Source organism: Variovorax glacialis (genome assembly GCF_051216375.1).
Lineage (GTDB): Bacteria > Pseudomonadota > Gammaproteobacteria > Burkholderiales > Burkholderiaceae_C > Variovorax.
This window is the reverse complement of the sequence record NZ_JBPJZT010000009.1, coordinates 120,205-132,122: the sequence shown is the minus strand read 5'-3', so window position 1 is coordinate 132,122 and position 11,918 is coordinate 120,205. Positions and strand designations below refer to the sequence as shown.

The following is an 11,918-nucleotide window of genomic DNA, read 5'->3' as shown; positions in this document are numbered from 1 at the left end:
CGGCCCTATCTGGCCGCCCCCGGCGCCACCACTTCCTGATCGATCGCTCCGAAGATCGACTGCCCGTCCTTCCCCTTCATCTCGATCCGGATGGTGTCGCCGTACTTCATGAAGTCCGTGCTCGGCTGGCCGTCCTGGATGGTCTCGATGCAGCGCTTCTCGGCGATGCAGCTGTAGCCCTTGGGCCATTCCATCCGGCCGTTCCGCTCGAAGCCCTTGTTGCTCACCGTGCCGCTGCCGACGATGCTGCCGGCGCGCACGTTGCGCGTCCTGGCGATGTGCGCAACGAGCTGGCCGAAGTGGAAGGTCATTTCGTCGCCCGCATCGCACATGCCGACCTTGCGTCCGTTCCACGTGCTTTGCAGGGTGAGATGCACGCGGCCGCCCTGCCAGGCATCGCCCAGCTCATCGATGGTGACGGCAACGGGGCTGAACGCCGTTGCGGGCTTGCTCTGGAAGAAGCCGAAGCCCTTGGCGAGCTCTGCGGGAATGAGGTTGCGCAGGCTCACGTCGTTGGCGAGCATCACGAGGCGGATGCCGTCCAGCGCCTGCGCCGGCGTGGCACCCATCTTCACGTCGCCGGTGACGACGGCGATCTCGGCCTCGAAGTCGATGCCGAAGGCTTCGCTGGTGACCACCACCGGATCGCAAGGGCCGATGAAGTCGTCGCTGCCGCCCTGGTACATCAGCGGGTCGACGTAGAAGCTGTCGGGCACTTCGGCGTTGCGCGCCTTGCGCACCAGTTCCACGTGATTGATGTACGCCGAGCCGTCGGCCCACTGGTAGGCACGCGGCAGCGGCGCCATGCACTGGACGGGGTCAAACGGAAAGGCATGCCGGGCGCGGCCCGCGTTGAGCGCGTCGTACAGGTCCTGGAGCTGCGGGCTCATGAAGCCCCAGTCGTCGAGCACTTGCTGCATGCGGCTGGCGATGCCGGTGGCGTAGTGCGCGCTGGCAAGGTCGCGCGAGACGACGACGAGCTGGCCGTCGCGCGAACCATCTTTGAGGGTGGCGAGTTTCATGGTGGCGGCCGATGCCGGCGCGGCATGGCTACTAAACTGATTGGACGGGCGGCAGTGTACCGAGGTGAACCTCGCGCGCGGCGCCTGATCCACCATCGCAGATGCCGACGCTTGCCTCCCCCACCCCACCCCACACGCCGCGCCTGCCCTGGCGGACGTTGGCGGCGCTGACCGTGGCCGTCGCAGCGGCGCATCTCCTCCTGCTGGGCGTCACGCCGGTCCTGGTGGGGCCAAAGCCGTCGCCGCTCGAAAGCAAGTTCACGACGCGGACCATCGTCATCGCGCCGGCCGCTGCGGCGCCACCGGCGCCGGCCCCCGTGGCGGAGGCCAAGCCACCGCCCAGGCCTGCGCGTCCACGTCCACCCGCCCATCCTCGCCCGGCACCGCCTGCGGCAGAGCCCGAAACTCCGGCAGTCCCGGATTCGCCCGCGCCGGATCTTTATGCGCAGAACGCCATCGATGCCGGTGTCGCGGAGGCGCCCGACAGCGGAGCGACCGCATCCGGTCCGGGCCAAGGCGCGCCCGATGCCGCAGCGACGGCACCCGCCAACGACGACTCCGCAGCCAACATGCCCGGCTCGGTTCCGCTGCGCATTCCGGGCTCCGTGCGCCTGTCCCTCGCCGCGACGGCGCAGGTGGGGGCGACACCAATGTCCGGCGTTTTCGGCGAACTGGTCTGGTTGCACGACGGGGAGCACTACGACGCCCGGCTGACGCTCAAATTCCTGTTCGCGACCATCCGCGGCTGGCAAAGCACCGGCGCGATCGGCAAGACAGGCATCGAGCCGCTGCGCTACGCGGACAAGCGGCGCAAGTCCGAAGTGGCCTCGCATTTCGTGCGCGACCAGGGAAAAGTCGTCTTCAGCAACAACGCGCCGAGCGAGACGCTCCTGCCGGGCGCCCAGGATCAGCTCAGCGTCCTGATGCAACTCAGCGCCATGCTGGCCGGGGATCCGGGCCGCTATCCGCCCGGGTCGGTGATCGCGGTCCAGACCGTGGGGCCCCGCAGCGCAGAAATCTGGACCTTCAGCGTGAGCGAAGACGAGCAATTGACCGTGCCCGCCGGCGATTTCACGGTGCGAAAACTAACGCGCAACCCGCGCCTGCCTTTCGACGACAAGGTCGAAGTCTGGCTGGCCCCCGCGTTGGGCTACCTGCCGGTTCGCCTGAAGCTCACCCAGGCCGGCGGCGATTTCGCGGACATGCAACTCCGGGCGCAAGAGCCGCTGCGCGCGACGAACTAGGACGGGGAAACAAAAAAATACAGGCGAGTGCCTACAACGCAACGGTCGGTATTGAAACTGGCGCGTTGATTGCTATCTAACCACCATGAACGCCATCGACATCCTTACAGGACCCGAAATGCAAATGCTCTACGACTCCGACTCGTTCGTCGTCGTGCACGTGCAGCCGACAGAAGGCGAAGCGCCCGTGGCGCCTCACCTGCCGGTGCTCGCGCGCCACGGCTTCGAGATCGTCGACAAGCGCTCGGGCAAGGAGGTCTACCTCGATGGCTACTGGGCAGAGCTTTTCCAGCAGCAGATCGCGGCTTGGCAGCTCAACACCCCGACCCAGGAAGAGGTCGAGGACACCCTCGAAGGGTACGCCGAACTGGCGCACACCCCGGTGCTGGTTCACTGAGCGTTGCGCGCCTCCCTGCGAACCAGCCAGCCGTACATCGGCCCGACACTCACCAGCACCGCCACGAGCCGGCAGATCTGGAACGCCGTGACGACCGGCGCGCCCGACTAAAGCCGTCACCAGCACCGCCCGCAAGCTGTGCGCGGCAGCCACCAGATCCGTCCGGGCGCCGGCGTGAGAGGACGCCCGGGCCGGGGCATTAGTATGGCCGCATGCCACTCCGACGTTCCTTGACGCTTTACTGTCTGGCGCTGACGCTCGGCGCCGCGCTCATTTCCGGCTGCACCGCCCTGGTGCCGACTGCCGACGCCCCGGTCGACCGCCGTGTCGCAGCCCTGTTGCCCGTCGACGCGTTGCTGGTTGGCGAACAGCACGACGCTTCGGAGCACCAGGTCATCGAACGCGAAACGGTCCAGGCGCTCGCCACACGCGGCAAATTGGCCGCAGTGGCGATCGAGATGGCGGAGGAAGGCAACAGCACCGCGCATCTCCCGGCCGACGCGACCGAAGCGCAAGTGCAGACCGCGCTGAGCTGGAACGACAAGGGCTGGCCCTGGGCCGACTATGGGCCGGTGGTGATGGCTGCGGTCCGCGCCGGTGTGCCGGTCGTAGGCGCCAATTTGCAGCGAGCCCACATGAAGGATGCGATGGCCGACGTATCGCTCGACGCTCAACTGACTGAGGACGCCCGCGCCGTCCAGCGCGATGCCGTCCGGGACGGCCACTGCAATCTCCTGCCGGAATCGCAGATCGTCCCGATGACCCGCATACAGATCGCCCGTGACCGTGCAATGGCCCAAACCGTCGTCAAGGCCAGGCAGCCCGGCAAGACGGTGCTGCTGGTCAGCGGCGCCGGCCACGGCAACAAGCAGTTGGGCGTGCCGCAGCACCTGCCCACCGACGTATCGGTGAAGGTCGTGCGGTTGCGGGCCGGGCCGCCGGACGCCACCGACGGCGCCTTCGACGTCATTTGGGCGACGCCGGCCCTGTCCGAGAAGGACTACTGCGCCGGCGTCAAGCCGAAAACTTCCTGATCGAATCCGCCAGCGTATTGACCAGCGTGTCGATGTGCGACTTCTCGACGATGTACGGCGGCGCGATCACCAGCACGTCGCCGGCCGGCCGCACCAGCGCACCCTTGTGATAGCAGTCCAGGAAGATGTCGTAGGCCCGCTTGCCAGGTGAACCCGCGATCGGCGCGAGTTCGACCGCGGCCGCCAGCCCCAGGCTGCGAATGCCAATGACGTTCGGCAGGCCCTTGAAGGTGCTGTGGAACGCATCGCCCAGCACCCTGCCCATCTCGCCGGCGCGCGGGAAAAGCTGCTCCTTCTGGAACAGCTCCAGCGTCGCGATCGCCGCCGCGCACGCCACCGGATGGCCCGAATAGGTGTAGCCGTGGAAGAACTCGACCACGTGCTCGGGCGCCGAGGTCTTCATCATCTCGTCGTAGAGCTTGTCGCGGCAGATCACGCCGCCGAGCGGGATCACGCCATTGGTCACGCACTTCGCGAAGTTCAACATGTCGGGCACGACGCCGTAGTAGTCCGACGCGAAGTTCGTGCCCATGCGCCCGAAGCCGGTGATGACCTCGTCGAAGATCAGCAGGATGCCGTGCTTGTCGCAGATCTCGCGCAGCTTCTGCAGGTAGCCCTTGGGCGGCAGGTACCAGCCGGCGGATCCGGCGACAGGCTCCACGATGATGGCCGCCACATTGCTCGGATCGTGCAGCGGCAGGATGCGCTGTTCGAGGTCGGCCAGCGGATCGTCCGCCCACACCGGCTCCTGGTTGTGGATGTAGGCATGGTTCACCGGATCGTGGATGAAGCGCATGTGGTCCACGCGCGGCAGGAACGCGGAGCCGAACACCTTGCGATTGCCCGGAATGCCGCCCACCGACATGCCGCCGAAGCCGACGCCGTGGTAGCCCTTCTCGCGGCCGATGAAGACATTGCGATGGCCTTCGCCGCGCGCGCGGTGGTAGGCCAGCGCGACCTTCATCGACGTGTCGGCCGCCTCGCTGCCCGAATTGCAGAACAGCACCTTGTTGAGATCACCCGGCGCCATCGCCGCGATCATTTCCGCCGCCTTGAAGGCCTTGTCGTTGCTGACCTGGAAAGCCGTCGCGTAGTCAAGCGTGTCGAGTTGCGTCTTGATGGCCTCGTTGATCGGCTTGCGGTTGTGGCCCGCGCCCACGCACCACAGCGACGAGATGCCGTCGATCACCTTGCGCCCGTCGTGCGTGGTGAACTCCATGCCATCGGCGGCCACGAAGACGCGCGGATCCTTCTTGAAGTGGCGATTGGGGGTGAAGGGCAACCACTGGTTGTCCATGCTGAAATCGTTGTAGGCCATGAAGCGCTCCTGCTGGGGTTCGTTCTTGCTGGAAATGGGCATTTTGGCACTGGCGACGCGAAGCGTCGGGCCTGCGACAATGGCCGCCCTTATGAATCCCGCGTACATCCTCACCCTGTCCTGCCCCGACCGCACCGGCATCGTCCATGCCGTCTCCGGCTTCCTCCTCGAACGCGGCGGCAACATCGAAGAAGCGGCGCAGTACAACGACCACGGCACGGGCCTGTTCTTCATGCGCGTTCGCTTTGCATGCGACCAGAGCGAAACCGCCCTGCGCGAGCAGATCGCGGACCTGGCCTCGAAATTCGGCATGAGCTGGAAGCTGCATGCAGCCGCCGAACCGATGAAGACCGTCATCCTCGTCAGCAAGGAGGGCCACTGCCTCAACGACCTGCTGTTCCGCTGGAAGAGCGGGCTGCTTGCCATCGACGTGCGCGCCATCATCTCGAACCACCGCGACTTCTACCAGCTCGCGGCCAGCTACAACGTGCCCTTCCACCACATCCCGGTGACCGCCGCGACCAAGGCGCAGGGCGAAGCGAAGCAACTCGAGATCATCGAGGCCGAGGGTGCCGAACTGGTGGTGCTGGCGCGCTACATGCAGATCCTGAGCAACGACCTCTGCGGCAAGCTGGCAGGCCAGGCGATCAACATCCATCACTCCTTCCTGCCCAGCTTCAAGGGCGCCAAGCCCTACTACCAGGCGCACGACCGCGGCGTGAAGCTGATCGGCGCGACCGCCCACTACGTGACGGCCGACCTCGACGAGGGCCCGATCATCGAGCAGGACGTGGAGCGTGCCGACCACACCGACACCGTCGACGACCTCACCGCGCGCGGCCGCGACACCGAAAGCCAGGTGCTGGCGCGCGCCGTCAAGTGGCACAGCGAGCACCGCGTGCTGCTGAACGGCCACCGCACGGTCGTCTTCCGCTAGAGCTGCGCGCGGCTGCGCTCAGTCGGCCTTGATGTTGTTCGACTGGATCACCTTCCGGTAGAGCGCGTACTGCTCGCCGATCGCGCGTCCGAACTCCTCGGGCGACGTGCCGCGCACCGTGATGCCGAGGCCGACGAGCTTGGCGTTCGTGTCGGGGTCGTCCAGCGCACCGCGCATCGCGCCATGCAGCCGGTCGATGATGTCCTTCGGCGTGCCCTTGGGCGCGACCAGCGCGAACCACGAGTTGAAATAGAAGTCGGGCAGTCCGGACTCGGCCACCGTCGGCACGTTGGGGTACTGCGGCAGGCGCTTCGGCGTGGACACCGCGAGCAGGCGCAGCTTGCCGCCCTGGATCAGCGAGGTGACCGTGCCCAGGCCCTGGAAGGCCGCATCCACTTCGCCGCCGACCACCGCGACCGCCGCCGGCGTCGCGCCCTTGTACGGCACATGCGTCACGGCAATGCCGGCCCGTGAGGCGAACATCGCCATCGCGATGTGCTGCGGACTGCCGCTGCCGCCCGATCCGTAGTTCAGCTTGCCCGGTGATGCCTTCGCGGCCTTGATGAAGTCATCCACCGTGCGCAGGGGCGAATCCGGGGGGACCACTAGGCCCCATTCGATCGTGCCGACCAGCGAGATCGGCGCGAAATCCGTCAGCGCATCCCAACCCGCCTTCGGGTAGATGTGCGGGATCATCGTCAGCACGCTGTCGTTGAATCCGCCGATCGTGTAGCCGTCCGGCGGTGCATGCGCGACGCGGTCGGCGCCGATCAGGCCCGATGAACCCGGGATGTTCTCCAGCACGAAGGGTTGCCCCAGATCGACGCCCATCTTCTGCGTGAGGACGCGCGCGCCATTGTCCACCGCACTGCCTGCCGCCAGCGGAATCACCATGCGGATCGGCTTGGTCGGATAGGCCGTCTGCGCCAGGGCGGCGATTGCCGCGCCGCCGATCCACGCGGCCACCAGCACTCGTTTCAGAAAGGTCATGCGTGTCTCCGTTCTTTCTTGTACGTCGCTGCGCGCGTCAGCGCAGCGCCGGGATGCCGAGCCGCAAGGCCAGTTGGTCGAGGTCGTCGACCAGCGCCGCCGCGACGGGCACGCCGCTCTTCTCATACGCCGCGCGTCGGCCATGGCTCTGTTCGCCCGGCAGCCAGATGCGCTCGACACCGGGCAGGCGCTCGCTGTTGCGGATGTCGCGCACCAGCGCATCCACGGCCGCCTTGAACGGCCCCGCACCGCCGAAGGCCGCGAGATCGATCACCAGGATCGCCTGGCCCGTGTTGGTGGGCGTGACGTGGTCGGCGTTGAAGTCGATGAGATCGCGGCCCATTGCAGCGCCTTGCAGCGTGCCCGCGAGCAGCCCGACGATCAGCGCAAGGCCATAGCCCTTGTGTCCGCCGATGGGCATCAGGAAGCCCTCGTGCGCACGACGCGGATCGGTGAGCGGACGCCCTTCGCGATCGATCATCCAGCCCTCCGGCATCGGCTCGCCCCGCTTCGCCTTGGCCTTCACCTTGCCATAGGCCGCGACGGTGGTCGCCATGTCCAGCACCACCGCGGGTTCCTCGCCTGCGGGAATGCCGGCCGCGATGGGATTGGTCGACAGCAGCATCTCCATGCCGCCCCAGGGTGGCAGGTGGTTGGCATTGCCGACCGCGAAGTAGAGCCCGATCATGTCGTGCGCGACCGGCATGCGCGCATAGAGCGAAGCCGGCCCCGCATGGTTGCTGTGGCGCGTGCCCACCCAGGCCACGCCGGCGTTGCGCGCCTTCTCGATGGCGATGCGGACCGCGTGCGACACGACCAGATGGCCCATGCCATTGTCGCCGTCCACCACCGCCATGGCCGCACGCTCCTCGACCACGCGGATGTCGGGACGTACGTTGATGCCGCCCGCCTCGATGCGCTGCACGTACTGCGGCAGGCGGATGATGCCGTGGCCGTCCGAGCCTTGCAGGTCGGCTTCGGCCATCAGGCTCGCGACCCGGTCGGCGTCGGCTGTCGGCAGGCCGACGCGCACCAGCGCCGCGGCAGTGAAACGCTCGAGGCGCTCGCTGGCAATCCATATGCTTTTGCTATCGGTCGTCATGTGCCTCGCCGGTGTCTCCGTGCTGCTGGATCCGTACGCAGTCTAGGTAAGCGACGCACCATCGTCCAATGCCGATTCCGTTCGGCGCCATATCATTCTGCGATTGCTCGACCTCCGGCGCCATCCATGAACCTCCGCACCCTGCGCTATTTCGTCGCCATCGCCGATGCCGGCGGCTTCACTGCGGCGGCAACGGCGCTGTCCATCGCGCAGTCCGCGCTGACGCGGCAGTTGCGCGATCTGGAGGCCGAACTGGGCGTGCAGCTCCTGCAGCGCGGCCCGCGCGGCGTGCGGCTGACGCAGGAAGGCGCGACGCTCTACGAATCGGCGCAGCGCATGTTGGCTGAATCCGCGCGGGTGCGCCAACTGCTGACGAACGGCGATGCGGCCTCGGAATCCACCGTTGTCCTGGGCGTCTCGCCCACGCTCACGCGCGTCCTGCTGCCTGGCGTGTTCGAGCGCTGCCATCACGGCCTGGCCGGCGTCCGGCTCGTCGTGCGCGAAGCCTTCACGCCGCAGTTGCTCGAAAGCCTCGAGCGCGGTCTGATCGACATGGCGGTGGTGACCAACCCCGAGCCCAACCGCGCACTCGCCCATCAACCGCTGCTGGCCGAGCCCTTCGCGCTCATCACACCGGCGGACCGCCACATGCCCCCGGTGGTCCCGCTGGCCGTGCTCGCCAAGGTGCCGCTGCTGATGACGCGGCTGCATCGCGGCATCGTGGAGCGCACCCTCGCGCCGCTCGGGACACGCCTGAACATCCAGGCCGAGATCGACTCGGTCGATGCGATCCGCGAGCTGGTGTTGCAAGGCCGCTGGGCGACGGTCATGCCGGTGTCGGTCTTCAAGGAAGCGCGACGGGGCGGCGTGCGCCTGTCCGAGGTCTCCGGCGCGCAGCTGCACCGCATGTTGATGCTGGCCACGCGCATCGAGCGCGCCCAGAACTCGGCCATCGCCGTCGTGGCCGACGTGGTGCGGGCCGAAGCGGGCAAGCTCGCGGCCGCCGGCGTTTTCAGTTTCGGGTCCGCGCCGTCGTCGACCAAGGCGTACACAATGGCGGAATGAACACTGAGACGGTCGAGCCCCCGGTCGCCACGCCATCCCGCAACGCGCTTCGGAACAAGGTCGTGAGTGCCTTGCGTGCGAAGCTGCCATCGCATGCGGTGCTGTCCAACGACGAGGACACCACACCCTATGAATGCGATGGCCTCACGGCCTACCGGCAAAGGCCCCTCGTCGTCGCATTGCCCGAGGACGAGGCGCAGGTGCAGGCCGTGCTCAAGACTTGCCACGCGCTCGGCGTGCCGGTGGTGGCGCGCGGCGCGGGCACCGGGCTCTCCGGCGGCGCGATGCCGAATGCGGTGGGCGTAACGCTGTCGCTCGCCAAGTTCAACCGCATCCTCAAGGTCGATCCCGTGAGCCGCACGGCGGTCGTGCAATGCGGTGTGCGAAACCTCGCCATCAGCGAGGCCGCCGCGCCCTTCAACCTCTACTACGCGCCCGATCCTTCGAGCCAGATCGCCTGCACCATCGGCGGCAACGTGGCGGAGAACTCCGGCGGTGTGCATTGCCTCAAGTACGGCCTGACGCTCCACAACGTGCTGCGCGTGCGCGGCTTCACCGCCGAGGGCGATCCGGTCGAGTTCGGCGGCGAAGCGCTCGACTGCGCGGGGCTCGACCTTCTCGCGCTCGTGATCGGCAGCGAAGGCATGCTGGCGGTGACGACCGAGGTCACCGTCAAGCTCGTGCCCAAGCCGCAACTCGCCCGCTGCATCATGGCCAGCTTCGACGATGTCCGCAAAGCGGGCGATGCGGTCGCCGCGGTGATCGCCGCGGGCATCATCCCCGCCGGCCTGGAGATGATGGACAAGCCAATGACCGCTGCGGTGGAGGACTTCGTCCGCGCGGGCTACGACCTCGAGGCCGCCGCGATCCTGCTGTGCGAATCCGACGGCACGCCCGAGGAGGTCGAGGAGGAGATCGGCCGCATGACCGAGGTGCTGCGCGGCTGCGGTGCGACAGCCATCGCAGTGAGCGAGAACGAGGACGAGCGCCTCAAGTTCTGGAGCGGCCGCAAGAACGCCTTTCCGGCATCGGGCCGCATCAGCCCCGACTACATGTGCCTCGATTCGACGATCCCGCGCAAGCGCCTGGCCGACATCCTGCTCGCCATCCAGGAGATGGAGAAAAAGTACAACCTGCGCTGCTGCAACGTGTTCCATGCCGGCGACGGCAACCTGCATCCGCTGGTGCTGTTCGACGCGAACAACCCGGACGAACTGCACCGCTGCGAGCTGTTCGGCGCCGACATCCTCGAGACCAGCGTCGCGATGGGCGGCACCGTGTCCGGCGAACACGGCGTCGGCGTCGAGAAGCTCAACAGCATGTGCGTGCAATTCACCGCCGCCGAGAACGAGCAGATGTTCGGCGTCAAGCGCGCCTTCGATCCCACCGGCCTGCTCAACCCCGGCAAGGTCATCCCGACGCTGCAGCGCTGCGCCGAATACGGCAAGCAGGTGTTCCGCGCCGGACAAGCCCAGCCCTTCCCCGACCTCCCCCGCTTTTGAAATGAGCTCACTGCAACCAAGGCCGTCGCGGAACCGGCTCCGCCGGGCCGCAGGCGGCGCCCCCTCGAAGGGGGTGGGCGGCCACACGAAGTGGGCAAGCCTGGGGGTGGGCGAATGAATGGTTTGCGCGGCATGGCATGGCTGCTGGTGTTCCAGTCAGTCGGGGAAGTCCTCTCGCGAGGCCTGTCGCTTCCGCTGCCCGGGCCGGTGCTCGGCATGATCCTGATGCTCGTCGGCCTCCGCTTCGAGGTAGTCCGCACGCCCGTCGCGGAATGCGCGAGCTTTCTGCTCACCCATCTTTCGTTGCTCTTCGTCCCGGTCGGCGTCGGCGTGATGACGCACCTCGACCTGCTCGGGCAGTACGGCGGGCGCATGCTGGTGATCATCGCGCTCTCGACATGGATCGGACTGGGCGTCGCCGCGATGGTCCTCTACTGGCCGGACCGCAAGAAAAAGGCCTGACCGCATGCCGCGTTTCGTCGAACTCTGGATTTATCTCTCCGCCACCCCGCTCTTCGGGCTGACCGCCACGCTGGTCGTGTACCTGCTCGCGAACGCGGCGTATACGCGGGCCGGCGGCGCGCCCTGGGCCAATCCGGTGCTGTGGTCCGTCGTCGTGCTGGCCAGCGGACTGCTGCTCACGCATGTGGACTACCAGACCTACTTCGCCGGCGCGCAGTTCATCCACTTCCTGCTTGGCCCGGCCGTCGTGGCGCTGGCATGGCCGCTCTGGCAACGGCGCACCGGACTGCGCGCGCGCTACGGCCGGCTGGTGCTCGCGTCGCTGCTGGGCGGCGCCGCCGCGAGCGGATCGGCCGTCGCGCTCGGATGGGCAATGGGCCTGCCGCACGACGTGGTCCTGTCGCTCGCGCCGAAATCAGTCACGGCGCCGGTGGCCATGGGCATTGCGGAAAAGATCGGCGGCATCCCGGCGCTCTCCGCCGTGTTCGCGGTTCTCACCGGCATGATCGGCGCCCTGTCGGGCAAGTATCTTTTCGATGCGCTCCGGATCGCCACCAGCACCGAAGGCTACGCCGCACGCGGCTTCGGACTCGGCACCGCAGCCCATGGCATCGGCGCTGCACGGGCGCTGCACGTCAATGCCGATGCGGGCGCGTATGCCGGCCTCGCACTCGGCATGCAAGTCGTGCTCGCCGCGCTGCTGATGCCCTTGGTGTTCAAGCTGTTCTAAGTCAATAAAAAAGCCGGCCCATGCGTCATGCACGAGCCGGCTTTCAGAAGGGGCAACCAAGGCCACCCTCGAAGGGGGCAGGCGGCCACACGAAGTGGGCAAGCCTGGGGGTGGA

General features: G+C 67.4%; 12 protein-coding genes and 1 pseudogene. 8 read left to right on the top strand and 5 right to left on the bottom strand.

The genetic code is table 11. The features are described 5' to 3' along the window. Nucleotides 1-5: 5 nt before the first annotated feature. Nucleotides 6-1,022, bottom strand: a complete 1,017-nt coding sequence (locus ACSFBL_RS23610) for a fumarylacetoacetate hydrolase family protein (RefSeq protein WP_435518246.1) — start codon at nt 1,020-1,022, stop codon at nt 6-8. Nucleotides 1,023-1,123: 101 nt separating this feature from the next. Here ACSFBL_RS23610 and ACSFBL_RS23605 point away from each other — a divergent pair, with 101 nt between their 5' ends. Together ACSFBL_RS23605 and ACSFBL_RS23600 are read left to right on the top strand one after the other, a co-directional pair. Beyond that, nucleotides 1,124-2,266: a DUF3108 domain-containing protein gene (locus tag ACSFBL_RS23605; protein ID WP_435518245.1), complete on the top strand. Its 1,143-nt coding sequence runs from the start codon at nt 1,124-1,126 to the stop codon at nt 2,264-2,266. 118 nt (nt 2,267-2,384) lie between these two features. Next, nucleotides 2,385-2,663 carry a BTH_I0359 family protein gene (locus tag ACSFBL_RS23600; protein ID WP_435518244.1) on the top strand — a complete coding sequence of 93 codons (279 nt, stop codon included), beginning with the start codon at nt 2,385-2,387 and terminating at the stop codon, nt 2,661-2,663. Here ACSFBL_RS23600 and ACSFBL_RS23595 read toward each other — a convergent pair. Next, a pseudogene (locus tag ACSFBL_RS23595) lies at nt 2,657-2,767 on the bottom strand (AbrB family transcriptional regulator); the annotation flags it as partial. The gene ACSFBL_RS23600 and the pseudogene ACSFBL_RS23595 overlap by 7 nt on opposite strands. 126 nt (nt 2,768-2,893) lie before the next feature. Between ACSFBL_RS23595 and ACSFBL_RS23590 the strand changes: the two are divergent. Next, a complete protein-coding gene (locus ACSFBL_RS23590; RefSeq protein ID WP_435518243.1) occupies nt 2,894-3,697 on the top strand; it encodes a ChaN family lipoprotein in 804 nt (267 codons plus the stop codon). On the opposite strand, the gene aptA is transcribed toward ACSFBL_RS23590, so the two are convergent. After that, a complete protein-coding gene (gene aptA, locus ACSFBL_RS23585) occupies nt 3,678-5,015 on the bottom strand; it encodes an omega-aminotransferase AptA (RefSeq protein ID WP_435518339.1) in 1,338 nt (445 codons plus the stop codon). The two genes, ACSFBL_RS23590 and aptA, sit on opposite strands and share 20 nt — an antisense overlap. Before the next feature lie 91 nt (nt 5,016-5,106). On the opposite strand from aptA, the gene purU reads away from it, so the two are divergent. Continuing rightward, nucleotides 5,107-5,952, top strand: coding sequence for a formyltetrahydrofolate deformylase (purU, locus tag ACSFBL_RS23580; RefSeq protein WP_435518242.1), 846 nt, complete (start codon nt 5,107-5,109; stop codon nt 5,950-5,952). Between the two features lie 18 nt (nt 5,953-5,970). Here the strand turns inward: purU and ACSFBL_RS23575 are convergent, their stop codons facing one another. After that, nucleotides 5,971-6,942, bottom strand: coding sequence for a Bug family tripartite tricarboxylate transporter substrate binding protein (locus ACSFBL_RS23575; RefSeq protein WP_435518241.1), 972 nt, complete (start codon nt 6,940-6,942; stop codon nt 5,971-5,973). Between the two features lie 37 nt (nt 6,943-6,979). Beyond that, nucleotides 6,980-8,044: an Ldh family oxidoreductase gene (locus ACSFBL_RS23570; protein WP_435518240.1), complete on the bottom strand. Its 1,065-nt coding sequence runs from the start codon at nt 8,042-8,044 to the stop codon at nt 6,980-6,982. Between the two features lie 126 nt (nt 8,045-8,170). Between ACSFBL_RS23570 and ACSFBL_RS23565 the strand changes: the two genes are divergently transcribed. The 4 genes from ACSFBL_RS23565 (at nt 8,171) to ACSFBL_RS23550 (ending at nt 11,803) form a co-directional block, all read left to right on the top strand. Next, nucleotides 8,171-9,109 (top strand): LysR family transcriptional regulator, encoded by a 939-nt coding sequence (locus tag ACSFBL_RS23565; RefSeq protein ID WP_435518239.1) that lies wholly within the window; start codon nt 8,171-8,173, stop codon nt 9,107-9,109. Further along, a complete protein-coding gene (locus ACSFBL_RS23560; RefSeq protein WP_435518238.1) occupies nt 9,106-10,611 on the top strand; it encodes an FAD-linked oxidase C-terminal domain-containing protein in 1,506 nt (501 codons plus the stop codon). The genes ACSFBL_RS23565 and ACSFBL_RS23560 overlap by 4 nt, the downstream gene beginning before the upstream one ends. Nucleotides 10,612-10,725: 114 nt before the next feature. Next, nucleotides 10,726-11,073, top strand: a complete 348-nt coding sequence (locus ACSFBL_RS23555) for a CidA/LrgA family protein (protein ID WP_435518237.1) — start codon at nt 10,726-10,728, stop codon at nt 11,071-11,073. A 4-nt stretch (nt 11,074-11,077) separates the two neighbouring features. Continuing rightward, nucleotides 11,078-11,803, top strand: a complete 726-nt coding sequence (locus ACSFBL_RS23550; RefSeq protein ID WP_435518236.1) for an LrgB family protein — start codon at nt 11,078-11,080, stop codon at nt 11,801-11,803. The last annotated feature ends 115 nt before the right edge of the window (nt 11,804-11,918 follow it).

Coding starts and splice junctions, on each gene's coding strand:
- ACSFBL_RS23570 (WP_435518240.1), bottom strand. CDS start 8,044: ATGACGACCGATAGCAAAAGCATATGGATTGCCAGCGAGCGCCTCGAG.
- ACSFBL_RS23610 (WP_435518246.1), bottom strand. CDS start 1,022: ATGAAACTCGCCACCCTCAAAGATGGTTCGCGCGACGGCCAGCTCGTC.
- aptA (WP_435518339.1), bottom strand. CDS start 5,015: ATGGCCTACAACGATTTCAGCATGGACAACCAGTGGTTGCCCTTCACC.
- ACSFBL_RS23575 (WP_435518241.1), bottom strand. CDS start 6,942: ATGACCTTTCTGAAACGAGTGCTGGTGGCCGCGTGGATCGGCGGCGCG.
- purU (WP_435518242.1), top strand. CDS start 5,107: ATGAATCCCGCGTACATCCTCACCCTGTCCTGCCCCGACCGCACCGGC.
- ACSFBL_RS23560 (WP_435518238.1), top strand. CDS start 9,106: ATGAACACTGAGACGGTCGAGCCCCCGGTCGCCACGCCATCCCGCAAC.
- ACSFBL_RS23600 (WP_435518244.1), top strand. CDS start 2,385: ATGCAAATGCTCTACGACTCCGACTCGTTCGTCGTCGTGCACGTGCAG.
- ACSFBL_RS23550 (WP_435518236.1), top strand. CDS start 11,078: ATGCCGCGTTTCGTCGAACTCTGGATTTATCTCTCCGCCACCCCGCTC.
- ACSFBL_RS23605 (WP_435518245.1), top strand. CDS start 1,124: ATGCCGACGCTTGCCTCCCCCACCCCACCCCACACGCCGCGCCTGCCC.
- ACSFBL_RS23555 (WP_435518237.1), top strand. CDS start 10,726: ATGAATGGTTTGCGCGGCATGGCATGGCTGCTGGTGTTCCAGTCAGTC.
- ACSFBL_RS23565 (WP_435518239.1), top strand. CDS start 8,171: ATGAACCTCCGCACCCTGCGCTATTTCGTCGCCATCGCCGATGCCGGC.